The sequence below is a fragment of the Chitinibacter fontanus genome (assembly GCF_013423785.1).
GTDB lineage: Bacteria > Pseudomonadota > Gammaproteobacteria > Burkholderiales > Chitinibacteraceae > Chitinibacter > Chitinibacter fontanus.
This window is the reverse complement of record NZ_CP058952.1, coordinates 839,286-862,489: the sequence shown is the minus strand read 5'-3', so window position 1 is coordinate 862,489 and position 23,204 is coordinate 839,286. Positions and strand designations below refer to the sequence as shown.

Annotated in this window: 20 protein-coding genes and 6 tRNA genes; 10 read left to right on the top strand and 16 right to left on the bottom strand. The window is 53.8% G+C overall.

The genetic code is table 11. The annotated features are described in order from the left end of the window. Positions 1-130: 130 nt before the first annotated feature. Both HZU75_RS04020 and ssb read left to right on the top strand, forming a co-directional pair. Positions 131-1,495: an MFS transporter gene (locus HZU75_RS04020; RefSeq protein WP_180308723.1), complete on the top strand. Its 1,365-nt coding sequence runs from the start codon at positions 131-133 to the stop codon at positions 1,493-1,495. Continuing rightward, positions 1,496-2,014, top strand: a complete 519-nt coding sequence (ssb, locus tag HZU75_RS04015; protein ID WP_180307893.1) for a single-stranded DNA-binding protein — start codon at positions 1,496-1,498, stop codon at positions 2,012-2,014. It abuts the gene before it with no gap. Between the two features lie 159 nt (positions 2,015-2,173). Here ssb and HZU75_RS04010 read toward each other — a convergent pair. The 6 genes from HZU75_RS04010 to HZU75_RS03985 all read right to left on the bottom strand — a co-directional run bounded on the left by HZU75_RS04010 (position 2,174) and on the right by HZU75_RS03985 (position 2,841). Next, positions 2,174-2,258 (bottom strand) — tRNA-Leu (locus tag HZU75_RS04010). A gap of 83 nt (positions 2,259-2,341) precedes the next feature. Then, positions 2,342-2,415, bottom strand: a tRNA-Cys gene (locus HZU75_RS04005). 43 nt (positions 2,416-2,458) lie between these two features. Then, a tRNA-Gly gene (locus HZU75_RS04000) sits at positions 2,459-2,534 on the bottom strand. 21 nt (positions 2,535-2,555) lie between these two features. Further along, positions 2,556-2,631: transfer RNA gene (locus tag HZU75_RS03995), tRNA-Gly, on the bottom strand. A gap of 16 nt (positions 2,632-2,647) precedes the next feature. After that, positions 2,648-2,723: transfer RNA gene (locus tag HZU75_RS03990), tRNA-Gly, on the bottom strand. Between the two features lie 42 nt (positions 2,724-2,765). After that, a tRNA-Gly gene (locus HZU75_RS03985) sits at positions 2,766-2,841 on the bottom strand. A gap of 44 nt (positions 2,842-2,885) precedes the next feature. Between HZU75_RS03985 and HZU75_RS03980 the strand changes: the two genes are divergently transcribed. From HZU75_RS03980 to HZU75_RS03970, 3 genes are all read left to right on the top strand, one after another. Continuing rightward, on the top strand, positions 2,886-3,089 hold the full coding sequence (locus HZU75_RS03980; protein ID WP_180307892.1) for a hypothetical protein: 204 nt from the start codon (positions 2,886-2,888) through the stop codon (positions 3,087-3,089). Between the two features lie 20 nt (positions 3,090-3,109). Continuing rightward, positions 3,110-4,024, top strand: a complete 915-nt coding sequence (nadA, locus tag HZU75_RS03975; RefSeq protein WP_180307891.1) for a quinolinate synthase NadA — start codon at positions 3,110-3,112, stop codon at positions 4,022-4,024. 171 nt (positions 4,025-4,195) lie between these two features. Beyond that, a complete protein-coding gene (locus HZU75_RS03970; RefSeq protein ID WP_180307890.1) occupies positions 4,196-5,233 on the top strand; it encodes a hypothetical protein in 1,038 nt (345 codons plus the stop codon). A gap of 95 nt (positions 5,234-5,328) precedes the next feature. Here HZU75_RS03970 and HZU75_RS03965 read toward each other — a convergent pair whose 3' ends face one another. After that, positions 5,329-6,210: a LysR family transcriptional regulator gene (locus tag HZU75_RS03965; RefSeq protein ID WP_180307889.1), complete on the bottom strand. Its 882-nt coding sequence runs from the start codon at positions 6,208-6,210 to the stop codon at positions 5,329-5,331. A 102-nt stretch (positions 6,211-6,312) separates the two neighbouring features. Between HZU75_RS03965 and HZU75_RS03960 the strand changes: the two genes are divergently transcribed. Then, entirely contained in the window at positions 6,313-6,762 is a 450-nt protein-coding gene (locus HZU75_RS03960; RefSeq protein ID WP_180307888.1) for a multidrug/biocide efflux PACE transporter, read from the top strand. Positions 6,763-6,811: 49 nt separating this feature from the next. Here HZU75_RS03960 and HZU75_RS03955 read toward each other — a convergent pair whose 3' ends face one another. Both HZU75_RS03955 and HZU75_RS03950 read right to left on the bottom strand, forming a co-directional pair. Next, entirely contained in the window at positions 6,812-8,566 is a 1,755-nt protein-coding gene (locus HZU75_RS03955; RefSeq protein WP_180307887.1) for a chitinase, read from the bottom strand. A gap of 208 nt (positions 8,567-8,774) precedes the next feature. Continuing rightward, entirely contained in the window at positions 8,775-10,532 is a 1,758-nt protein-coding gene (locus tag HZU75_RS03950) for a SulP family inorganic anion transporter (RefSeq protein ID WP_180307886.1), read from the bottom strand. Positions 10,533-10,630: 98 nt separating this feature from the next. Between HZU75_RS03950 and HZU75_RS03945 the strand changes: the two genes are divergently transcribed. From HZU75_RS03945 to HZU75_RS03935, 3 genes are all read left to right on the top strand, one after another. After that, positions 10,631-11,071, top strand: coding sequence for a DUF2946 family protein (locus HZU75_RS03945; RefSeq protein WP_180307885.1), 441 nt, complete (start codon positions 10,631-10,633; stop codon positions 11,069-11,071). 207 nt (positions 11,072-11,278) lie between these two features. After that, positions 11,279-13,384, top strand: a complete 2,106-nt coding sequence (locus HZU75_RS03940) for a TonB-dependent receptor family protein (protein WP_180307884.1) — start codon at positions 11,279-11,281, stop codon at positions 13,382-13,384. Continuing rightward, a complete protein-coding gene (locus tag HZU75_RS03935) occupies positions 13,381-14,874 on the top strand; it encodes a PepSY domain-containing protein (RefSeq protein ID WP_180307883.1) in 1,494 nt (497 codons plus the stop codon). The genes HZU75_RS03940 and HZU75_RS03935 overlap by 4 nt, the downstream gene beginning before the upstream one ends. On the opposite strand, the gene HZU75_RS03930 is transcribed toward HZU75_RS03935, so the two are convergent. Then, the gene (locus HZU75_RS03930; RefSeq protein ID WP_180307882.1) at positions 14,871-15,224 is read right to left on the bottom strand and encodes a DNA-binding transcriptional response regulator; all 354 of its coding nucleotides are present in this window, start codon (positions 15,222-15,224) and stop codon (positions 14,871-14,873) included. The two genes, HZU75_RS03935 and HZU75_RS03930, sit on opposite strands and share 4 nt — an antisense overlap. Before the next feature lie 131 nt (positions 15,225-15,355). On the opposite strand from HZU75_RS03930, the gene HZU75_RS03925 reads away from it, so the two are divergent. Beyond that, complete coding sequence (locus HZU75_RS03925) at positions 15,356-16,063, top strand: energy transducer TonB (RefSeq protein ID WP_180307881.1); 708 nt, start codon at positions 15,356-15,358, stop codon at positions 16,061-16,063. Positions 16,064-16,162: 99 nt separating this feature from the next. Here the strand turns inward: HZU75_RS03925 and HZU75_RS03920 are convergent, their stop codons facing one another. The 6 genes from HZU75_RS03920 to HZU75_RS03895 form a co-directional block, all read right to left on the bottom strand. Further along, positions 16,163-16,909, bottom strand: coding sequence for a basic amino acid ABC transporter substrate-binding protein (locus tag HZU75_RS03920; RefSeq protein WP_180307880.1), 747 nt, complete (start codon positions 16,907-16,909; stop codon positions 16,163-16,165). 247 nt (positions 16,910-17,156) lie between these two features. Then, the gene (locus HZU75_RS03915; RefSeq protein ID WP_180307879.1) at positions 17,157-18,785 is read right to left on the bottom strand and encodes a methyl-accepting chemotaxis protein; all 1,629 of its coding nucleotides are present in this window, start codon (positions 18,783-18,785) and stop codon (positions 17,157-17,159) included. Positions 18,786-18,909: 124 nt separating this feature from the next. After that, on the bottom strand, positions 18,910-19,467 hold the full coding sequence (locus tag HZU75_RS03910) for a hypothetical protein (RefSeq protein ID WP_180307878.1): 558 nt from the start codon (positions 19,465-19,467) through the stop codon (positions 18,910-18,912). Between the two features lie 9 nt (positions 19,468-19,476). Beyond that, positions 19,477-19,881, bottom strand: coding sequence for a FosX/FosE/FosI family fosfomycin resistance hydrolase (fosX, locus tag HZU75_RS03905; protein ID WP_180308722.1), 405 nt, complete (start codon positions 19,879-19,881; stop codon positions 19,477-19,479). A 68-nt stretch (positions 19,882-19,949) separates the two neighbouring features. Continuing rightward, the gene (gene uvrB, locus HZU75_RS03900; RefSeq protein ID WP_180307877.1) at positions 19,950-21,968 is read right to left on the bottom strand and encodes an excinuclease ABC subunit UvrB; all 2,019 of its coding nucleotides are present in this window, start codon (positions 21,966-21,968) and stop codon (positions 19,950-19,952) included. 433 nt (positions 21,969-22,401) lie between these two features. Then, positions 22,402-23,076, bottom strand: a complete 675-nt coding sequence (locus tag HZU75_RS03895; protein ID WP_180307876.1) for a potassium channel family protein — start codon at positions 23,074-23,076, stop codon at positions 22,402-22,404. Positions 23,077-23,204 lie beyond the last annotated feature (128 nt).

Sequence of the window (23,204 nt, the reverse complement as noted above, 5' to 3'; positions counted from 1 at the left end):
AGATGGGGCATTTAAAGTCTGCTAAATAGATCGAAAATTCAGTGACACAATCAGGTAAAATGCACGCCGCTAGGTAAATGTGTGGGTAGTTCTCGTGCCCATCATAAAGGGAAATAGAGGCGTAATTATGATGAGTCGCTTGGAATTACGCGCCGCCAGTGGTTTGGCGGGTTTGTATGCCTTGCGTATGTTGGGCATGTTTTTGATTTTGCCGGTGTTTGCCGTGTACGCGGGCCATATGCCCGGCGGTGAAAACCATGCTTTGGTCGGGCTGGCGTTTGGGGCGTATGGCTTGACGCAAGCTTTGTTGCAATTGCCCTTTGGCATGTGGTCGGATCATGTTGGCCGCAAAAAAGTCATCTATATCGGCTTGGCGCTGTTTGCGCTGGGCTCGATCATGTGCGCGATGGCCGATCATATCGTTTGGCTGATTATTGGTCGTGCCGTGCAGGGTGCGGGGGCGATTTCGGCGGCGATTACCGCCTTGCTGGCTGATTTGACGCGCGAAGAAAATCGCACCAAGGCGATGGCGATGATCGGCGGTAGTATCGCAACGACCTTTGCCGTCTCGCTGGTTGCCGCGCCCAAGTTAGCCGAGTGGATCGGCCTGCCGGGGATCTTTCTGATGACGGCAGTGCTGGCGGTGTCGGCGCTCATTGGTGTGTGGAAAGTGATTCCGAACCCGACCATTAGTCGTTTTCACTCCGATGCCGAAGCCAATACCCGTCGCCTGCCGCAAGTGCTGAAACACCCGCAATTGCTGCGCCTCAATTACGGCGTTTTTGCGCTACACGCCGCGCAAATGGCGATGTTTACCGTGATGCCGCTCTTGCTGAAATCCATTGGTGGCATTGACGTGGCGCATCACTGGTATGTGTATTTGCCGGTGGTGCTGGTCGGCTTTGTGCTGATGGTGCCGGCGATTATATATGGCGAGAAAAAACGCCATCTGAAAGAAGTATTCGTGTTTGCGATTGCGCTGATGTTTTTGGCGCAATTGGGCATGACGCTGTGGCTGCCTAGCCTGACCGCCATTGTGATCTGGCTGGGGATTTATTTCATTGCCTTCAATATTTTGGAAGCGACACAGCCGAGCCTGATTTCCAAAATTGCCCCCACCGAGGCCAAAGGCACTGCGATGGGCGTGTATAACACCTGCCAGTCGCTCAGTATGTTTTTAGGCTCGGCGCTGGCGGGCTGGCTATATCAGCATTACAACAGCGCCACGCCGGTGTTTGCGCTGTGTGCGAGCTTGATGGCGATTTGGTTGATCGTGTCATGGGGCATGCAGCCACCGTTGCCGGTTAAAACGCAAATGTTCCACATTGGTGAAGATTGGACGGGGAGTGCGAGCGAACTCTCTGCTAAACTAGGCGCTATTCGCGGCGTAAAAGAAGCCGTTGTACTGATTGAAGAACGTGTCGCTTTGCTCAAAGTCCTGCAGGAAGGCTGGGATGAAGCGGCGGCACAACAACTGATTGCGGAGACCAACTAAATGGCATCGTTAAACAAAGTGTTGCTGATCGGCAATTTGGGCAAAGACCCTGAATCTCGTTTCTTACCGAGCGGTGGCGCGGTGTGCAATTTTTCAATTGCCACCACCGAGAGCTGGAAAGACAAAAACACGGGCTCCAAACAAGAAAAAACCGAATGGCACAACATCACGATGTACGGCCGTTTGGCTGAAATCGCCGGTGAATACCTGAAAAAAGGCAGCCAAGTGTATATCGAAGGCCGTCTGCAAACGCGCAAATGGCAAGATAAACAAACCGGCGCAGATCGCTATACGACCGAAATTATCGCCGATGAAATGAAAATGCTCGGCGGTCGTGGTGGTATGGGGGGCGGCATGGGCGGCGGTTCACAAGGCGGCCAAGGCGGCTACGGCGGTGATGATTTCAATCAAGAATACAGCGCGCCACAAGCCCCACGCCAAGCGCCACAAGCAGCACCACAGCCTGCTGCGCGCCCAGCGAAGAGCTTTGATGATTTTGAGGACGATATTCCGTTTTAATGCTTAGTGCCTGTGATGCACAGAGCATCCATGTGATTAGGAGTAAAAAAACCCACCTTGGTGGGTTTTTTATTGGCTTTTCGCGATTCGATAGGCAGCAAAAAACCCGCAAAGCATTGGCTTAATGCGGGTTGCTTGGTGAAGCTTGAAACTAAGTAATGGTGCTCGGGACCGGAATCGAACCGGTACACCTTTCGGCGAGAGATTTTAAGTCTCTTGTGTCTACCTATTTCACCACCCGAGCACGGGCTGCAAATATTAACAGCGTTTGCCTTCGCTTGCTAGTATTGCTCTGTAAAAAAGCCCAGCTCTGCTGGGCTTTTCAACTGGAGGCGGAGGCCGGAATCGAACCGGCGTAAACGGATTTGCAATCCGCGGCATAACCATTTTGCTACCCCGCCTTAAGGGGTAAAGAAAGTACTAAAACTACTTTCTTTGAAAATTTGGAGCGGGATAAGAGGCTCGAACTCTCGACCTATACCTTGGCAAGGTATCGCTCTACCAACTGAGCTAATCCCGCAGTGTATTGCTAGCATTTTAATGGAGCGGGATAAGAGGCTCGAACTCTCGACCTATACCTTGGCAAGGTATCGCTCTACCAACTGAGCTAATCCCGCATCGCAATGCTATTTTTGGAGCGGGATAAGAGGCTCGAACTCTCGACCTATACCTTGGCAAGGTATCGCTCTACCAACTGAGCTAATCCCGCATCGCAAATTGCTGTGATGCTATGTACTGCGCCAATGTGTGATGGAGCGGGATAAGAGGCTCGAACTCTCGACCTATACCTTGGCAAGGTATCGCTCTACCAACTGAGCTAATCCCGCATCACGTTTCTGCATTTCTATGTGATTTGCAGAGGAGCGCAATTATGGCTAAGGTAATGGGAGCTGTCAAGCGACTTGAACTGACTTTTTTCCTAAATGTCGATTTTTTAATCAAAAATGCCGCTTTAGTGGCTAAGCATTGCCGCGCGAGCGTGTTAAGATTCGGCTCTATGCGTTTCGATGCACTTGCGGCAGGGCAAGATTATGCTTTGCGGCTTGTTTTATGCTGTGTGCGTCGCCTTTACTAAGTCTGATCAAGGATAGCCTTATGCCACGCGTTGTGACACTTGCCCATTACTATACTGCCCCTGAAATCCAGCAAATGGCGGATAAAGTGGGTGATAGTCTGGAGCTTTCTTTGTTTGCGCGCGATGCCGATGCTGACATTATTGTGTTTGCTGGCGTGCGCTTTATGGCTGAAACAGCCAAGATTTTGAATCCGAATGCCACGGTGATTTTGCCCGATGCAGGCTCAACCTGTTCGCTGGTCACGCAAACCGACGTGACTACACTGAAAGCGTGGCGCGAGTCGTACCCAGATCACGTGCATGTGTCGTACATCAATAGCTCGGCCGAGCACAAAGCATTGAGCGATTGGATCGTGACCAGCCGCAATGTGGACGACATCATTGCCCATTTGTACGCCGAAGGTAAAAAAGTCATTTTCTCGCCTGATCGCAATATGGGCGCGTATTTGAACTTCCAGCACGGCTACGATATGCCGCTGTGGTCCGCCGTTTGCGAAGTGCACGATAAATTCAATCAAACCGCGTTGGATGAGGCGTTTGCAGCTGTGAAAACAGCTAAATATCTGATTGCTCACCCTGAAAGCCCATTGCCTGTGTTGCAACAAGCCGATTATGTGGGCTCAACGTCGGGCATGCTCAACTGGATCAAAACGTTTGATAAAGAGCCTGATGCGGCGATCTTTGTCGCGACCGAAGATGGCATTTTGTACAATATGCGCCTCGCTCGTCCTGATCTGAATATTGAGCAAGCGCCGATTTATGCCGGTTGCCAGTGTAACTCTTGCCCATACATGAAAATGAACACCATCGAAGCCGTAAAACGCGCGCAAGCGGGTCAAGGTACCGTCATTGATTACCTGACTCCGGCCGATATGGACGCCGCCCGTGCCCCAATCGAGCGGATGCTGGAATTTTCTAAGCGCTACTACGCGTAAGGCGTAATTCATCCAAAACGCCCCAATCGGGGCGTTTTTCTTTGGGCGCGAAAAATGAGTTGTGCGTCGCTACAGAGTTGGCGAGCTTGGGTTTTTACCACTTGGCAAGCCGCAGCCCTTGGCCGACACTCTGCCGTTTTTTGGCCGTACTCGGCCGCAAGGGAGTGACAGATGCCGCTACGCATCCTACTGGCCGTGGCCGGTTTGCTCTTGGTGTTGCTGGCTAACGCCGCCAGCGCCGCCGCCCCGCAACACTGGCTGTATTTCCCATCGCGAGGTGGCGAAGGCGAAACCCTGCGCGCCATCAAGGCGCTGAGCGATCCGCGCTTTGTCGGGGCGCAAATTGCCTATCCGTGGCGCCTGCTGGAGCCGAAAGCCGGCGAATATGATTTCAGCGCCATCCGCGCCGATCTGGCGTATTTGCGTAGCCAGCACAAACAGCTGTGGGTGCAGCTGCAGGATAAATCGTTCACGCCCCAACCCAATGTGCCGGCGTATTTATTGAGCCCGGCCTATCAGGGCGGGGCGCTCAAGCAAAGCATGGCCAGCGCGCCCGAGCGCGACCCAACCCAGCCCTTAGGCAGCGATGAATATGGCTGGGTGCCCAAAATGTGGGAGCCGAGCGTGCGCAGCCGCTATCAGGCGCTGATTCAGGCGCTGGGGCAGGAATTCGATGGCCAGATTGCCGGGATCAACTTGAGCGAAAGTGCCATCGACATTGGCACCGAGCATCGTGATGGCACCACCACGTGGCCGGCGGGGTTTGCCCCGGCGCAGTATGTGGCGGCCATCGAGGAGAATATGGGCGCACTGGCGGCGGCTTTCCCGCACAGCACCGCGATGGTTTATCTGAATTTTCTACCGGGCGAATGGCTGCCGTGGGACGATCATGGCTATATGCGCCGGCTGTTTCAGCGCGCGGCCGAGCTGAAAATGGGCGTGGGTGGCCCTGATCTGATGCCGTACCGCAAAGCGCATATGCAGCAAAGCTATGCATTCTTGCGCGCCTATCCGGCCGAGCTGATCAAAGCGCTGGCGGTGCAGGATGGCAATTTGCGCCAGAAAAACCCGAAAACCGGCAAGCGCAATACCGTGGCCGATAATTTGCAATTTGCCGAGCAGTATCTGGGGCTGGATTATATTTTCTGGGGCTTGGAAGAGCCGTATTTCAGCCGCGAAGTGCTGCCGAAATTGCCGGTAGCCAAATAGTGGGGCAGGGTATATGTTGGTAGGCATTATTTAATAATGTCTATCAAGCAATACCCCTGCTTGAGTGAGGGCGCGGGTATCCCGCTTGCCGTGCCCTACCTAACTGCTACCGTGTGCCCCGCGTGTTGCAGCTGCTCGATCAGCCAGCACGCGGCCGGCCCCAATTGTGCGGTGCGTAGCCACACCAGATCGAGCGTAGTGGCTTGTGGCCAATTGGCGGTCTTGAGCTGCACCAGTTGCCCGTGGCCAAACTGCGCCGCCAGCCAAGTGGGCAGGGCGGCCCAGCCAAAATTGCGTGCGGTGAGTTCCAGTAGCAGCAGATAGCTGGGCGCCAGCCAGCAACGCGGGCTGTGTGGGCCAGCTTGGCTGCTGGTGTAGGTGCTAAGCCGCAGCTCGCGGTGTTGCAATAATTGCGCTTCATCCACCTGCGCCACCTGTGCGAGCGGGTGCTCTGCACCCACATACAGCGCCATGGCCGTTTGGCCGGGCATGGCTTGGGCGGAGACATCGGCCTGATAGCGCCCCTGCGCGCGCATCACTCCCAGCTGCGCCCGCCCGCTACGCAATAGCGCCAGCACATCATCGTCTTCGCCCACGAGGCACTCCAGACTCAGTAGCGGAAATCGTTCGGCAAAAGCGGTTAATAGCGTTTCAAAGGCTTGTGATTGAAACGTGTCGGACAGCACGATGCCCAATTGCGCTTCTTCGCCACCTTGCAAAGCCAGCGCTTGCTGGCGCAGCGCGGCATGGCTGTGCAGCACATGCTGGGCATGGCTCAGTAGGCGCGCGCCCGCCGCCGTGAGGGTGGGCTGGCGGGTGCGGCGATCAAATAAGGCAACCCCAGCGTCGATTTCCAGCTGGCTGATGGCCTCGGACACCGTGGACTGGCTCTTGCCCATATGCCGCGCGGCGGCGGAAAAAGAGCCCAGCTGGGCCGCATGCACAAAGGCAGTCAGGCTATCGATGGAGTTAAACATAAACACACCCTATCTATCGGTAAAGCCGATGGTAACTGATTTTATTCTATCGGTTTTTCTGCGGATAATCTGGGCGAATCACCTTACTACAGAGGATGTGCCATGCCTGACTTAGCCCAATTACCCGCCAAAACCTGGGCCGAGCGGGTGCTGCATGCGGTGCTGTTTGAAGTGGGCGGTGTGCTGCTGGTGACGCCGATTGCCGCTTGGTTGCTGGGGGCCAGTGTGGCGCATGTGGGGGTGCTGGCGGTGATTTTGGCCAGCTGCGCCATGCTGTGGAATGCTATTTTTAATTACGGTTTTGAAAAACTGGAGCGCCGGCAGGGTTGGCAGCGCACGGCCAAAATTCGCACGCTACATGCGCTACTGTTCGAAGGCGGCTTTATCATGCTGGCCGTGCCGCTGACGATGTGGTGGCTACAGCTCAGCCTGTGGCAGGCGCTGGCTTTGGATATTGGCTTTTTCCTGTTTTTTCTGCCCTACACCTATTTGTATAACTGGGCTTACGATGTGCTACGCCTGCAGTATTTTCGCCGCCAGCGGCCCGCCTGAAAATAAAAAACGCCCCGAGGTCGGGGCGTTGGTAGGGGCTTAATACGGCTTATTTAGGCAGTTTGTCGAAATAAGCGCGGTGCTGGGTGCTGAATTCAAAATTATTGAATTTGTCCCAGTTGACCGACCAAGTCATCAAACCACGCAGGCCAGGGTAAGTGGCGCCCGGTTTGTAGCTGCCGCAGTTCGTGCCCTTCATCAGGCAATCGAGTGCAGTTTGCACATCGCCCACGGTGGTAAAGCCGCCGCCGGCATTGGCGTTGGCCGGCAGGCCGATGGCGATTTGATCAGGGCGCAGCGCGGGGAACATAAAGTTGGTGCCCGCAACTTTAAAGCCTTTCAGCAGCATATCGGTCATCGCCACGTGGAAATCGGCATTGCCCATGGTGTGGTACACGCCATCCAGACCGGTGATCGGGCCGGAGTTGTAATCCTGCACGTGTAACAGTGTCAGATCATTGCGCAGCGCATAGATCACTGGCAGGTAAGCCCCGGCGCGGGTATCGCAACCCGAGCAAGTGCCACCGTAGAAGCTATAACCCAACTGCACAAAGAACGTCTCTGGCGCCATGGTCAGCGTGAATTTGCTGCCGTATTTGGCTTTCAGCTCTTTCAGCGCGGCAATCAGATTCACAATCACCGGTGCTTTCGGGTTAGCCACGTCGTTGTCGCCGGCATTGAGCTGCAGTGAATGCCCTTCAAAATCGACATCCAAGCCATCAAGGCCATATTTGTCGATGATGGTTGCTACTGAGCGTACAAAGGCGTCTTTCGCGGCGGTGGTTTCGAGGCGAACCTGACCGTTGGCGCCGCCAATCGAGATTTGCACCTTTTTGCCTTTAGCCTGTTTGGCTTTAATCGCGGCAATAAAGTCGGCTTCCGATTCGACATTCGGGCATTCGGTCGAAGGGCAGAGCTTGAACGCGACTTCACCACTGGTGGATGAGGTCGGCTCGGCAAACGACAGATTGATAAAGTCCCATTTATCCGACACATCATTCATGCGGATATAGCCCGAGCCATTGGCAAAGCTAGCGTGCAGATAGCCGACCAGCAGTTTGTCGTTGACTGGCGCTGGTGTGACGCTTGGGGTTGTGCTTGGGCTCGGTGAGCTGGTGACATTCGGCGTTGCACTTGGCGTTGGATAAGGCGTAGGTAAGGTCGAAACTATATTCCAGCCAATCACGCAGCCTGCCGCATCATAGATCGGCACATATTTTGCGTCGTAGATCGGCGGTGGTGGCGTCAGCGCAGGGCATGTCATCGGAGTTGGTGATGGACTTGCAGTGATTACCGGCGTGGCCGTTGGTTTTGGTGTCGCCGTTGTGCTGCTGACTAGTTTCCACGGGCCCCATTCGGCTGCGCCAGGTACATCGCCTTGCGTCCACCATTTGGCCTCATACACTTGGCCGTTGTAGCTCACACGCTGGCCACCAACATATGCGGCACTTTTATCCCAATTTGCGATGCCTGGATTTGCCGTTACAACTGGGGATGCGGTTGGGGTGACTGCAGGGCTAACTTGTGGTGTGCTCGTGATTGCTGGTGTTGCACTAGGCACCGCACTGGCTGAAGGAGCCGGAGTCGTATTGGATGATCCGACTTCTTTCCATAGTGTTGGCGTACTGGCTGGGTTCCAGCCTGCGCCAACGTAAGCGGTGTGGCTTACTAGGGCGGTGTAGGTTTTTCCGTTGTAGTCAACCGTGGTGCCCGCTGTGTAGCTGCTGCCTTCCTGCCAGCTGGCTGCATGAACGCTGGCCGCGAGCAATAGCCCGGCGAGCAGCGCAATGATGCGTTGTTGCATAGTTCTTCTCCATCCAAAGTAGATATGGCACCCCCCACAAAGAGGTGGCGATTTCCGCCCGCATTTTTTGCATTGCGGGTCAGAAACTGGATGATTGTAGGCCGAACAGTCTTTTTGATTAAGTAATCTAAGTTACTGTTGTAAATAAGGAATTACTGTTCTTGGTATGGGGTGATGAAATCTTAGGGCTTGCGCTTGAACGTGAGGGCTAACGTTGGCGGCGCTCAACACCATTCCATTCACCTACAGGCTCGGGAACAACATCGGGATAGCGTTGTTTGTATTGCGCGAGTGCATCATGCACGTGGCTGTAAAAACTGTCGGCGCCAATTGCTTGCGTGACACCATAGCGATCAAGTGCCTCGCGTAGGGGGCGATTGCAGCGGGCAAATTTCAAATCGATGTCGGCTTCTTCCAACATGCGATTAAGGGTTAGCAGTTGCTCGGCCGCGGTTACATCCAGAAAAGTGATGGCCTGGGCGTCGATTAAGACCCAGCGGGTATCGCCATCTTCGGCGACAAGCTGGCTGATGCGATCGAAAAAATAGCTGCTATTGGCAAACAGCAGTGGAGCATAAAAGCGATAGACCAGTAGCCCTTGCAGATAGCGTGATTCCCCGCTCAAATGCGCTTCGGCCACGTCATGAAACCCTTTGCGTCCCTCGGCCGAACACAGCACTGCATCAAAAGGTCTGGCCATAAAACGTATTAGGTATGCCAATGAAAGCAATATACCAACTATGATACCAGGCAATACCCCTACAATAAGAACCCCGGCAGTGGTGATTAATGAGAAAATTGCCGCGGTGCGATCCAGTCGATACATTTCTAGCAAGCTACGCAAATCAATCAGATTAATCCCGGCAAAAATCAGCAATGCGGATAAGGTGCTCACAGGTAAATAGCGAAGTGAGCCCGATAAAAACAGCAAAAATAGCCCCAATAATAAGGCCGCAATCAGCCCGGATAAGACCGATTTACCCCCTGCTGCATCATTAATTGCGGTGCGCGATTGGCTGGCGCCCAGCGCAAAGCCTTGCCATAAACTGGCAGCAATATTGGCCAAGCCCAAGGCCATTAGCTCGCGATTGGGGGCAATCTCATAATGGTTTTTTTGAGCAAAAGCGCGAGAGAGCAAAATGCCCTCTGGCATGGCCAGCAAGGCAATCCCTGCGGCGGCAGGTAGTAAGGTGGTGAAATGATCGAAGCTCAGCAGCGGCCAGCTCAATTGGGGTAAACCTTGTGGCAGATTACCCAGTAGATGCACGCCATGCCGCTCAAGTTGCAAAAAATACGCGCAAGCAATCGCGCCCATAAACAACAGCACGGCAGCGGGGAGCTGCGGCTGCAGTTGGCGCAGCAACATTAAAAAGCCCATTGAAAGCGCACCAATGATCAGAGTGGTGCTGTGCATTGCTTCATGCCGCGTTAAAAATTCGAATACGCGGGGGAAAAAAGCAGCTTCATGTAAATCTAGCCCTGACCATTTTCCCAGCTGGCTGGCGATCAAAATTAACGCAGCGCCGTTCATAAATCCCAATAACACCGGCTTGGAAAGTAGATCGGCAATCGCACCCAGCCGTGCTTGAGCCGCGATCAGCATCAAAATGCCCACCAGCAAAGTCAGCATGCCCGATAGCAGCGCATATTGCAGCATATTGCCATGCGCCAGCGGGGTAATGGCCGCCGCAACGAGCAGGGCCAAGGCGGCATCGGGCCCGACGATCAGTTGTCGTGAGCTTCCGACCAGCGCATACACCAGCATGCCAGCCAGTGCGGTGTAGAGGCCATTCTGGGCGGGCATGCCCGCCAAGTCAGCATAGGCGACACAGGCAGGGATCAGGACCACGCAGACACTGATGCCGGCGGTAATGTCTGCCGCTAAATGAGCGCGACGAATTTGTGACAAGCCCGAAAGTTGCCAGATCTGACGCCAGCGGGATGCGGTAGGGGCGGAGTGAGGCATTGCACCTCCAAATCAGTTTATTTCAGTTTAGCGAAGCAAATTGGGGCCGGTGAAAAAACTCGCTATTTTTATTTTGTCAGTTTAAAGTAAGGTATGGCGTGAATATTTACGTTATGATCGCCGCCAATTTCAATTGTGATCGATTGGCCGTGCCACCGTTTATTCACTCCTCCAAACTTGGGCGTACCGCCGCGACTTGGCTAGCTTTGCTGGCCATTGTGGCACAACTGCTGCTGCCATTTGCGCATGCGGCCGCCATGGATGCGGGCGTGAAACTAGCTTGGTGTGGTACGGGTAAAGCCCCTATGTTGGGCGCAGATCTGGCTGGCTCGCAAGATAATGGCAATGCCAAAATTATTGTGAAGTGTGCCATCTGCTCGGTGGCTAGCCTGCATGCGATTGCACCACCTCCCGCGCCATTTAGCCTACCGGTATTCAAACCGGCACAATATGCGCCCTGGGTTGCGGCGCAAGACGTTATTTCCCCCGTTTCCTACGCGATTCCCCCGCCACCCCGTGGCCCACCGCTGATTTCCTGATGGTCTGTTTGCGCATCGCGTCTTGGCGCGATGCTGTGCTGCATGTAATTGGCTGGGTATTAGTTGCGCAGTGTCCGCCTTAAGGCGCTCCACGCTCATACCCCCCGATTGCCTGCTGGCGATTCATTCAATCTGCCTTGCTGCCATTGATGCAGCAGGGATGCTGAATCTGGCCGCCCGTGGTGCGCCAGATTGTTAGGAAATACCATGTCGAATCTCCCTACTTGGGCGTTACGTACCAGTGTGTGTGCGGTATTGGCGACGCTTGGCCCGCAGCCAGCTTTTGCGAACGAAGTAACTCAACTCGATGAAATTGTGGTCACCGCCACCCGTGAGGCCACGCCATTAGCCAAAGCGCCAATTTCGATTGGCAAAGTGAACGAAAAAACCATCGCCGAGACCAAGCCAACTTTCATTGGCCAAGTGCTCGATAAAATCCCCGGCGTGCATATGACCGATCTGGGTAATGAGCAGCACAATCTGTCGATTCGCCAGCCGATGACTTATTCGGCGGTGTATCAATATCTGGAAGACGGTGTGCCAATCCGTCCGGTGGGTATTTTCAACCACAATGCGCTGTATGAAATTAACCTGCCGGGGAGCGACGGCATCGAGGTGGTCAAAGGCCCGGCATCGAGTCTGTATGGCAGCAATGCAGTTGGGGGAGCGGTCAATTTCACCACCGCAGCACCAAGTGCTGAATTAACGTGGAATGTAGCCGGGCAACTCAGCTCCGAGGGGTATCGCCGTGTAGATGCTGGTTTATCTAATTCATGGGGTGATACTGGCTTACGTATCGCTGGCTATAGCGCCACGCGCGGTGAGAGCTGGCAAGACTATAACGCCATGGATAAAACCGGCGTCACCGCTCGCCTTGATCATTGGCTTAGCGATGCGCTGCTGTGGAAATCAGTGCTGACTTATTCCAAGCTCGATACCGATATGCCGGGCAGCTTGAACGAAAGCGATTACAACGCCCGCCCCGGCTATTCGTATCAAACCTTTACTACCCGCCAAGTTGAAGCGCTGCGCGCCAGTACCAGCTTGGCCGGTGAGTTGAATGCTGGTGGCTTTAGCAGTGCCACGCTGTATTACCGTGACAACAGCACTTACCAGTTGCCGAGCTATCTGATTTTCAACACCGGGCCAAATTCAGCCAGCGGGCGCACCACCGATAACACGTTCACCTCTTTGGGTTTGAGCGCATTTCATCGCCAGCAGTGGGGCGATTTGAAGCTGACTGTCGGTGGTTTGATCGAGGCAAGCCCGAACGATCAGCGAGAAACCAATTTATCTATCGTGCGCGATCCGAAAACCGGCAAATACCTCAGCTACAAAACCGGCAGCGTACGCCGTGATTATCGTGTTGATCTGGGTAATCAGGCAGTGTTTGCTGATGCTAACTATCAAATCACCCGTGGGCTGGGGGTGAATGGCGCATTGCGTTATGACCGCGTTAGTTATGATTTCACGAATCACCTGACGCCATCGGCCACCACCGGCGCAGCATCACAAAAGCAATCGTTTGCCGATGTGTCGCCCAAAATTGGCTTCACTTGGGATGCCGCCAAAAACGTGTTTGTGTACGGTGGCTATAGCCAAGGTTTTACCCCGCCCGAAGTTGGAGCGTTATTTAGCAGCGCTAGCGTACCCAATTTGCAATCAGCCAGCTTTGATCAGTTTGAGCTGGGGGCGCGCTTTTCGCCGCTGGCTGGCGTGAAGATTGATGCGGCAATTTACCGCCTCGATGGCGAGGATGAGCTGGTGAATTACAGCATCGTACCGGGCAAATCCGAGCCGCGTAATGCCGGTAAAACCCGTCATGAAGGCATTGAGCTAGGGCTCGATTGGGCGCTCTCCAATCAGTGGAGCACCAAGTTGGCCGGCCAATACGCGCGGCATGTTTATCGCGAATATCGCCCGTCGCCAGTCGAAAACTACGCTGGCAAAGACATTCCCGCGGCGCCGCAATGGCAAGGCACATTGGAAATTGCCTACAAGCCGCTGACCAACATCAGAATTGCACTGGAAACCACATACCTAGGCCAGTATTGGATGGATAACAGCAATACGGTTGAGTACAAAGGACATACCCTATTTAACCTACGTGGTGAATATCAGCAGCACGGTTGGACTGTGTGGGCGCAAGCCTTGAATTTGAGCAATGCGCATTACGCTGACATCGCCGCATCGAGCTACAAGGGCGTGGGCGCGCATAACGGTGACACGCAAGATACTTACAGCCCGGGAGCGCCACGCAGCTTTTTTGTCGGAATTGCTTACGCTTTTGACGGTAAAGGGGCGGGGCGATGAAACGGGATGAACTTGATGTGCTTACCACGCAGACTGGCCAGCGTAAAACTTCAGTATTGGGCTGGTTAAACCGTTGGCATAAAAAGCTGGCGTGGATTGCTGGCATAGCGGTGATTTTTTGGGGCCTAACCGGTGTCTTGCATCCAATTATGTCGGCATTGACACCCAATGTGCATCCTTTGCCAGTGGCGCTGAGCCTGCCAGCCGATCTACAAGTCGTACCACCGGCAAGCTTGAGGCTGCCTGCTGGTGCCGTGCAATCGCTGCGCTTACGCATGTGGGGTGACGACACGCCAGCTTGGCGGATAGGAATGCAGGCGCAGCCAGTGGGTATCTGGTTTGATGCCAGAAACGGGCAGGTACTGGCCAACGCCGATGCGCAAGAGGCAGAGCGCTTGGCGCGGGCTTTGGTGGGTGATCCGCAATCAGCGATCCGCAGCCTGACGCCGATCACCGAGTTTAGCCGCAGCTATCCAAGTATCAATAAAATCCTGCCTGTGTGGCGCGTGGAATTTGTGCGCGACGACGGCATGGTGGCGTTTGTGGATACCGAAGGGCGGCGACTGGCGAGCTTGTCCGACAACACCAAACGCAGCCTGATGCCGATTTTTTCGTTACTGCATACCTGGAGCTGGGCGAGCGAGCCAGTCAAAAAACTCGGCATGACGCTGGTGCTGCTGGTCGCGCTACTCAGCATGATCGGTGGCTTGGCGATGTACTGGTTGCGCTACCGTCGCCAGACTTTGAAAGCGACTCAGCCAGCGCTGCGCCGCTTTCATCGTGGCCTCGGCGTTGCAGCAGGGCTGGCGGGTTTGGTGATTACTTTTTCCGGCTTGACGCATTTATGGCTACAGCGCGCGCCGTTTCAAGCCGCAGCGCCGCAGCCATTGACGGTGTTGCCCGAGTTGCATCATATGCCCGTCGGAGTGAGTTCACTGATCGCTGTGAATGTCGGTGCCAAGGGGTATTGGCTTGTAGAGCAATCCGATAAAAACGCAGCTGTTAATACAGGGGGTGGGCATCAGCATGGTGCACATCACGCCGCCAGTGCGCTGCCAACGTATTTAAATGAGCACGGCGCGGTAGAGGAGGGCATCGCCGCGCGGCATGCAATGCAGATGTTGCGTCAACTCGCGCCCAAGGAGGCGCAGGTCCACAGTGCGAACCTGCAGTCGTTGACCCTGATAACCCAATTTGGCGGCGAGTATGGTTTTTTCCAGAAACGACTGCCGGTGTATCGCGTTGACTTGGCGACCCCAAGCGCGGCGAGCTGGTATTTGGAGCCCGCCACTGGCACGTTTTCAACTCGGGTAGAAAATAGTGATCGGTTTGAAGGCTATTTATTTGCCAATTTGCACAAATGGCACTGGCTGGATGGGCTGGGCAAAACCAGTCGTGATGTGATCTTGGCCAGTTTTGCTGCATTAAATGTGGTGCTGGCCGTGTGTGGCTTGTGGCTACTACGGCGCAGGAAAGTCGGCAAAAACTAATGCTGTAGCGCTGGCGCGCTCAATTGCAATAACTGGCGAATGGCCGCCTCATCGATTGGGGTGGCCAGATAATGTAGCTGCGGTAAGCTGCTTGGCGTGTCGGCGCCCTGATCGAACCACTGAATCAGCGTACTATGTGGCAGCAGGGCGTGCAGTTTACGCGCCAGATCGTTGCCGGTCGCGCAATGGATGCTAACCAGCTGGATCGGCTCGCGAATGCTGTGGTCGATGGCCTCATCATCCGAGCCAGCCTCTAAAAAATGCCAGCCGGGGCGCTGCTGCGCCAATTGCGAACGCAGTTGTAGCCGTGAGTTGCGCTCAGCATCAACAAGCAAGACGGTGTAGTTCATAATATTCACCTCGGGGATGTCCACTTCACTGTAGCAGTTGAAGACAAAAAAATAGGGATGACCGACGAGTGTGCGTTGCAACAAAAGAGATGAAGCATGATTAATTTATTCACGCGTAGTGAGCGCACTTGATGTCAGCGCGTTTAGCGCGCTTTGCGCTAATTTCACTGCTGGCGCACGCCTTGCTGATCTGGCTGCTGCCGTCTGCGCAATTAGCGCCGCCTGCTCAGACCCTTGTCGCTTCGGAGATGATGAAGGTAGCCTTACTGCCTGCTGCGCCCAAACCGCTCGCTGCGGCACCGCGTAGCGCGCCGCGCGCTGATCAGCCCGTTGCGCAAAAGGCCCCACCGCATTTGCCGCGCCATCCGGCAGCAGCCGAACCGCCGCCTGCGCCGCCGCCGGTTGCTGCGCCCTTAGCGCCCAAAGTCTTGGCTATCGCCGACACGACCAATTCACATGCCACTGTGCCGGGCGAGCCGAGCCAGCCCAAACTGCCAGCTGGCGCGGCGGACAAAGCCAAGTCGAGTGAGGGCGAAAGTAGTGGGGCGATTACGCAAGTGGCGCAATTTAGTGCTGCCTACTTAAATAACCCGACGCCAGAAATTCCGTTTTTGGCGCGAGAGCGCTGTCAATCAGGTCGCGTGGTGCTGCGCGTGCTGGTTAGCGCCAGCGGCAAACCTTTGCAAGTGACGGTGGCCAAAGAGAGCGGTTGCGCCATTTATGATCGGGTGGCGCAAAAAACGGTCAAAAACCAATGGCGTTTTGAGCCCGCGCGCAGCGGCTCGGTGGCGGTTGAATCAGAGGTGGAAGTGCCGATTCGGCTGAATCTAGTCGACTGAGTGTGCTCAGATAAATGTTGCGATGGCGCTGCTGCTGATGCAGAGCGCCATCGCTATTTAGTGCAGGCTGGGCGAATGGCTAGCCCACAGATCGCTCAGTTAGCGACCGAAGTATTGCTGGTAGATTTTCTGATAGGTGCCGTCGGCTTTGGTGGCAGCTAGACCTTTATTAAGCTGATCAAGTACCGCTTTATTGCCTTTTTTCACAGCAATGCCGTAATACTCTTTGGCAAAGCTGGTGTCGTCGATGGTTTTAAGTTGGGTGTTTTTATTATTGGTCAGGTAATTATTGACCACACCATTATCGGCCACTACGGCTTCGATACCACCCGCGCGCAACTCGGTCAGCGCCAATACGATATTTTCATAGCGGCGAATATCGGGGCTGGTTTTACCAAAGGCTTTTTGTGCCACGGTGTCGCCGGTAGTGCCGGTTTGTACGCCGACTTTTTTGCCTTTCAGGTCAGCTAGTTTGGCCACTTTGCTGCCATCGCGTACGATAATCAGTTGCTTGGCTTCAAAGTAAGGCTCAGAAAAATCCATGCTGGCTTTACGCTCTGGCGTGATGGTGACTGCGGCAATCACAATATCGCGATCGCCCGTGTTGAGCCCCGCAAACAGGCCTTCCCATGGGGTGTTAACCAGCTTGATTTTCAAACCCGACTTCTGCGCAATCGCTTTGATTAAGTCGGCGTCAAAACCCACGACTTCTTTGTTGTTATTCAGTGATTCAAACGGCGCAAAAGTTGCGTCGGTGCCTACGCTGTAAACTCGCTCAGCGTGTGCTGGCGCCACAGACAAGCCCAAAGCCAAAGCCAGGGTCGAAAATAGAGTGCGGTAATGCATCTTTCACCTTCTGCCATGCGTAAAAACAGTCATTCTCTTTGCTTTATTTGTAAGCAGCAATGCGAGAAAGTCCTACCATGCCGAGAATTAGTTGCGCGCAGCACAGGGTATTTATTGCGCTGGTGCTGCTGTAGCGTATCGTGGGTGTTGGCCGAGGGGAGCAGGGGTGGCTAATTTTATTGGTGGGTATATCCTTGTAAGCAATTATTAGATTGGCTTTTGTTGATATACCCATCATAATATCGGTTTAGGTTTTAAATCGATTCAGCTGCTGCGTTAAGCCGCGCGCAATATGATCCACTTGTGCCGCATTTTCGGCACTATGCCCAATCGAGGTGCTGGTTTCCTCGACCATTTGAGAAATATCCTCCACGCGCGAGGCAATATTATTGCTGGCCATTCCTTGCTCCCGGGTGGCATCAGCCACTTCGTTCAGGTGGCTTAAGGTGCTTTGCGCCCCGGCACAAATGCGCTCCAACGATTGAGTCACATGCTGGCTGAGTAGTACGCCTTGTTCTACCTGTGGCAGCGCACCTTCCATCACATTGACGATACTGAGTGTGTCATTTTGCACTGCGGCCAGCATTTGCTCGATATCGACGGTGGCGTGCGAAGTGCGCTCAGCCAGCTTGCGCACTTCATCGGCCACCACTGCAAAGCCGCGGCCTTGCTCGCCCGCGCGGGCCGCTTCAATCGCCGCGTTGAGCGCCAATAGATTGGTTTGTCCGGCAATATCTTTAATTACCGCGGCAATGCCCGAAATCTCGCGTGCTTTGCTATCGAGTTGGCGAATTTGCACCGTGGCATCCGATACGGTGCTGGCAATTTGCTGCATGGTGGTGCTGGCATCAGTAACTTGTACGACACCGGCGCTAGCCAGCTCGCTGGCCTGCTGCGAGGTTTGCCGTGTAATCTGCGAGCTATCCGAAATATGGTTGATGCTCACTGTTAGCTCTTCCATTGCCGCCGCCATCGAGGTGGTGGCATCGGCTTGGCGCTGGGCGGCTTGTGAGATTTCTTTGCTGGAGCCGGCAATCTGGCTGGCTTGAGTTCCCAAATTTTCAGCGTCGGTGCGAATCTGGCGAATGATTTGGCGCAGTCCTTGCGTCATTTCTCCTAGGTTGGCCAGCATGCTGCCGGGGGCTGCCTGCCCCACATCGGCTTGCAGGTCGCCATCGGCGATGCGGCGCATAATACAGATGGCATCCTGTGGCTCACCACCGAGCTGGCGCAGAATGCTGAGCGTAATCTGCCAAGCCAGCAAGCTCAGTAATAGCGCCATTACCCCCAGTTGCAGCAGCCCCAGCCATAAATTGCGTTCAAATTCATGGTCGATATCATCGATATAAACTCCGGTGCCTAAAATCCAGTCCCAGCCTTCGATCAAAACGGCGTACGAGAGCTTGGGTTCCGGCGTGCTAGAGCCAGCTTTGGGGAAGTAATAATCGACAAATCCGCCGCCAGCGAGGGCGACCTTGCTCATTTCCCGAATAATATATTTGCCCTGAGTATCTTGCAGATCGCCTTTATATTGGCCTTCTACCTCAGGTTTGGTCGGTTGCAGTACGTAAACCTGCTTGGTGTTGAAGATGAAAAAATAGTCGCTTTTGTTGTAGCGGACATTGCGCAGCGCAGCCACGGCGGCTTGCTGGGCAGCGCTATCTGACATTTTGCCTTGCACACTTTGCGCGCGAAAATGCTGCACAATGGCTGCCGCGGTTTCGACCTGATTGCGAACTTGGTCTTTACGGCTGTCGAGCAAATTTTGGTGTTGGGTACTTAATTGCAGCCCACACAGGATTGCCATCCCGCCAAGGGCTAGAAAGCTCAAAATCAGTAGGCGGATTTTGATCTTTAAACTCATCAACCACTGCATGGTAAATCTCCCTGTACTTTGGCCTTTGCGGCGCATTTTTGGAATCGAGCAGGGAAATACTATGCAATATCAGGCAATGCTGATATGACCTTGGCGCTACAAACTATGACATTAGGGTTTTCTCTTAGAAAGTAAACTTTAATTGTGCCGCCACAAAACCCTCAACATCTACTGCCTGAATAGTCGGCACGATAAACAGGTTTAAGCCAACGTAGTAATCCGTTTCCAGCGACACCAAAAAGCCGCCAGCCGGCACGATTGGATAGCCTTTATCGGTGTTTTGATAGCCGCTGACTAAGCCCGCCGCAGCGCCGAGCGAGATGCTGGCTTTTTCGCTGAACTGCCATTGCAGTGGCGTCCAGCCAAGCTGCGCGTAGACTGAGGTGTCGCGTAGTGAGTTCCGGTACGCGCCCAGCATCCAGTGCCAGCGGCCATTGCTGCGCTCAATCCCAAGGCCGTAGTTGTTTTCGTTTAAGTCGTCATCAATAACGGCTTGGCGATCAAAGTGGCGGGTATACACCGGCAATACCCCCCAAGTTTTCCATTCTTGCTCGCCATTCATGCCTTGCAACCAAGCGGGCGTTGCCTCGCCAAAAGCCTGATTATCGGCAGCCAGTGCGCTAGTGCTGCTAATACCTAGAGCTAGTATTACTTTGCAGGCCAGATTAATAATATTCTTCATGCGTATACCCTATAATTTTTCTCGGTAGCTGCTCAGTCGTTCCGCCAGTGTGCCGGTGTGCAATTCAAATAAATGATTGTCGAAATCATAAAAATACAGCGATTGGGCTTCACCTGCGATGCGCGGACGTGGCGGTTTGATTTCGATGCCCAGCGTAATTAATCTCGCGGTGATCGCCGCTAAATCGTCCTCATTCACCGCAAAAGCCACATGCTGATAGCTGCGCTCGGCCGGTGGCTCACCTTGCATCGCAGCGATCCAAATCTCGCCGAGCAGAAAGAATTTTTCCGGCGCTACAGAAAACGTTTGCGCACCGCTGTCATAAACCTCGGTCGCGCCTAGTCCTTCACACAGAAAGCGCGCCATCCGTTCCAGATCTTTTACAATAAAAGTTAAATGGCTGATGCTCTGAATTTGCACCGATATACTCCGTTGGGTATTTTGCTAAGGCGCTGTGCTAACAATAACTACAAAGATATACCTTATTCATGCCCAAATGCTCGGTCGCGTAATTGTTTCAGCTCATCACGCAATTGCGCCGCTTTTTCAAACTCCAGATTTTGCGCCGCGTTCATCATTTCTTTTTCGATGCGCTTGAGCTCTTTGGCCAATTGTTTCTGATCCATCTCGGCCACAATGCGCTGCTTTTTCTCTTCCAAGCGCGCCGCGGTGGCTTCTTCAGCGTTATACACTCCGTCGATGATATCTTTAATACGTTTCACTACGCCGCGTGGCGTGATGTTGTTGGCGACATTAAACGCAATTTGTTTTTCGCGGCGACGTTGCGTTTCGCCGATGGCTTTTTCCATCGAATTGGTAATGCGGTCGGCGTACAAAATCGCCTTACCGTTCAGGTTACGCGCTGCGCGACCGATGGTTTGGATCAGGCTGCGCTCGCTGCGAAGGAAGCCTTCCTTGTCGGCGTCCAGAATCGCCACCAGCGATACCTCGGGAATATCCAAGCCTTCGCGCAATAAGTTAATCCCGATCAGCACGTCAAACACGCCCAAACGCAAATCGCGCAGGATTTCAACGCGCTCGACCGTATCAATATCCGAGTGCAAATAGCGCACTTTCACACCGTGCTCGGCCAGATAATCGGTGAGCTGCTCGGACATTTTTTTGGTCAGCGTCGTTACCAGTACGCGCTCGCCAATCTCGGTGCGCTTTTTAATTTCGGACAGCAAATCATCGACCTGCGTACCCACGGGGCGCACTTCGATAATCGGATCGACCAGACCGGTCGGGCGCACGACTTGCTCGACGACTTGGCCCTGGTGCTGCGCTTCGTAATCGGCAGGCGTGGCCGAGACGAAAATCGTTTGCGGCATCAGCCGCTCGAATTCTTCGAATTTGAGCGGGCGGTTGTCCATTGCCGAAGGCAGGCGGAAACCGTAATCGACGAGGTTTTCCTTGCGCGAACGGTCGCCCTTATACATCGCGCCGACTTGGCCGATCATGACATGGCTTTCGTCCAGAATCATCAAGCCGTCTTTGGGCAGATAGTCGAGTAACGTCGGCGGTGGCGAACCGGCTGGTTTGCCGGAGAAATGCCGCGAGTAGTTCTCGATGCCTTTGCAAAAGCCCATTTCAGTGAGCATTTCCAGATCGAACCGTGTGCGCTGCTCCAGCCTTTGCGCCTCGACCAGTTTTTGCTCTTTGTAATAAAACGCCAGTCGGTCACGTAACTCGTCTTTGATCGTTTCAATTGCGCGCATGACGGTATCGCGCGGCGTGACATAGTGGCTGCTGGGGAAAATCGTATACCTACCCACGCGCTGCTTCACATGGCCGGTGAGCGGGTCAAATAAACTAATGCGCTCGATTTCGTCATCGAACATCGACACGCGCACCGCCAGCTCGGCTGATTCGGCGGGGAAAATATCAATTACATCGCCACGCACCCGAAAATGCCCGCGCGAGAAATCAAGCTCATTACGATCGTACTGCATCGTCGTCAGACGTTTGATGATATCGCGCTGGCCGATCTGCTCTCCCTCGACTAGATGCAAAATCATTGCGTGGTACGAGCTTGGGTCGCCAATCCCGTAAATCGCCGAAACGGTGGCAACAATAATGCAGTCTTTGCGCTCCAGCATCGCCTTGGTCGCGGAGAGACGCATCTGCTCGATATGCTCGTTAATCGCCGAATCTTTTTCGATAAACAGATCGCGGCTCGGCACATAGGCTTCGGGTTGGTAGTAATCGTAATAGCTGACGAAATACTCGACCGCGTTTTTCGGGAAAAACTCGCGCATCTCGGCATACAGCTGCGCCGCCAGCGTTTTATTCGGCGCCAGAATAATCGCCGGCCGCCCCGTGCGCGCAATCACGTTCGCCATCGTAAACGTCTTGCCCGAGCCGGTGACGCCGAGCAAAGTCTGAAAGCGCAAGCCATCATCCAGCCCCTCGATCAACTGATTGATCGCCGTCGGCTGATCACCTGCAGGCGGGAAGGGCTGAAATAGTTGATACGGCGAGTCGGGATATTCAACAAACATGGGCGGCTGCACGGCGAAAAGGCAATCGCTTATTGTCGGCGCAACTGGGTTTGCATTCAAGTATGTTGAACGTTTGTACTATAAACGCTGCAGAGAGCACGCGACTTGCCGCGTTGAATTGCGGGGAGCCAGTGCTTCGCCATTTAGCTACCCCTTTTATCGGGGGTAGCCGCTTGTGATATTTAATTTATCCTGTGGTTTGAGCTGCTGCTCCAGACCCACTGTGGAAACCTAGTATTCGGTACGATGAGTCGTTGGTAGTGGATGTGAAGCTGCCGCGTCCCGGCCAGTCTGGTTGAATGACTTGCTAGGGTTTGGTGGCAAGAACGCGCATTGCGACTGCTGCCAACTTGCAGACGCCCACGAAGCACGCCGCTGGTCAAACTGCGTGGCTTTATCGCGCAACGCTCTGTGAAATGATGGGCTGGGTGTCTTACTCATCACCTAAAACCGATGGGGTTCTTGGAAGGAACGAAATTACTCTTGAAACAGCAAATACCCCAAGCAAGAAGCCACAAGCTCCCTGAACTACCGCGACCCCACGCAACCAAGACATAGGCATTACGTCGCCATAGCCGATAGTCAACTGCGTAATGGTACTGAAATAGATAGGATCGAAGGCATCAATCTTGCCGTAGCCATGCTTTAGAAGTTGCTGGTTTACCGAGTAGACAATCGCGAAACAGAAAATTGATTCAAAGAAATTCCATACACTCAATATCGCGGTGCGAGCAAGGCTCGCCACGAAAACATGTTTCGACGAAGTTCGCAAGCGGTCGAACACGTTGAGATTTAGCGTTGCCTGCAGAATGTCCAGAACGCGATAGGCTGCGACGAATGTTGCGAAGCATTGAAGAGGTTTTTGAAGAGTGTTGGCAAACGTAACCAGCAGTATTTCCAGCACGAACCATACAACGACATAGGCTTCAATTTGTCTTCCTCGCCGCTTTGTAATTGCGACGGGATCCTGCACTTGAGCGAATTGGGTTTGCGCACCAATTCGTGTTCCCATCAACCAAGTCGCAACGGATAACAACTGCAGAAATCGAAACAAACGTTCAAGCAACCAAGTCAGGAAGCTGTACTCGCGAAGTTCACTCGGCTTCATGTCGTTTCCTCTTCATAATGATGCCCAATTATTAAGTAGGCCTAACTCATTGGTGCCTAATCTTAATCAGGTGAGGCTTAACGCAATAAGTGATTCCATACTATGTTATTTTTTAATGTGTTTTTATT

Bases quoted from the DNA above. Each gene is read 5' to 3' on its own strand.
- HZU75_RS03950 (WP_180307886.1), bottom strand. From the start codon at position 10,532: ATGCCTCACTCCGCCCCTACCGCATCCCGCTGGCGTCAGATCTGGCAA.
- HZU75_RS03925 (WP_180307881.1), top strand. From the start codon at position 15,356: ATGTCAGCGCGTTTAGCGCGCTTTGCGCTAATTTCACTGCTGGCGCAC.
- HZU75_RS03920 (WP_180307880.1), bottom strand. From the start codon at position 16,909: ATGCATTACCGCACTCTATTTTCGACCCTGGCTTTGGCTTTGGGCTTG.
- HZU75_RS04020 (WP_180308723.1), top strand. From the start codon at position 131: ATGAGTCGCTTGGAATTACGCGCCGCCAGTGGTTTGGCGGGTTTGTAT.
- ssb (WP_180307893.1), top strand. From the start codon at position 1,496: ATGGCATCGTTAAACAAAGTGTTGCTGATCGGCAATTTGGGCAAAGAC.
- HZU75_RS03955 (WP_180307887.1), bottom strand. From the start codon at position 8,566: ATGCAACAACGCATCATTGCGCTGCTCGCCGGGCTATTGCTCGCGGCC.
- HZU75_RS03940 (WP_180307884.1), top strand. From the start codon at position 11,279: ATGTCGAATCTCCCTACTTGGGCGTTACGTACCAGTGTGTGTGCGGTA.
- HZU75_RS03960 (WP_180307888.1), top strand. From the start codon at position 6,313: ATGCCTGACTTAGCCCAATTACCCGCCAAAACCTGGGCCGAGCGGGTG.
- HZU75_RS03910 (WP_180307878.1), bottom strand. From the start codon at position 19,467: ATGAAGAATATTATTAATCTGGCCTGCAAAGTAATACTAGCTCTAGGT.
- HZU75_RS03980 (WP_180307892.1), top strand. From the start codon at position 2,886: ATGGCTAAGGTAATGGGAGCTGTCAAGCGACTTGAACTGACTTTTTTC.
- HZU75_RS03965 (WP_180307889.1), bottom strand. From the start codon at position 6,210: ATGTTTAACTCCATCGATAGCCTGACTGCCTTTGTGCATGCGGCCCAG.
- uvrB (WP_180307877.1), bottom strand. From the start codon at position 21,968: ATGTTTGTTGAATATCCCGACTCGCCGTATCAACTATTTCAGCCCTTC.
- HZU75_RS03915 (WP_180307879.1), bottom strand. From the start codon at position 18,785: ATGCAGTGGTTGATGAGTTTAAAGATCAAAATCCGCCTACTGATTTTG.
- HZU75_RS03970 (WP_180307890.1), top strand. From the start codon at position 4,196: ATGCCGCTACGCATCCTACTGGCCGTGGCCGGTTTGCTCTTGGTGTTG.
- HZU75_RS03930 (WP_180307882.1), bottom strand. From the start codon at position 15,224: ATGAACTACACCGTCTTGCTTGTTGATGCTGAGCGCAACTCACGGCTA.
- nadA (WP_180307891.1), top strand. From the start codon at position 3,110: ATGCCACGCGTTGTGACACTTGCCCATTACTATACTGCCCCTGAAATC.
- HZU75_RS03895 (WP_180307876.1), bottom strand. From the start codon at position 23,076: ATGAAGCCGAGTGAACTTCGCGAGTACAGCTTCCTGACTTGGTTGCTT.
- HZU75_RS03935 (WP_180307883.1), top strand. From the start codon at position 13,381: ATGAAACGGGATGAACTTGATGTGCTTACCACGCAGACTGGCCAGCGT.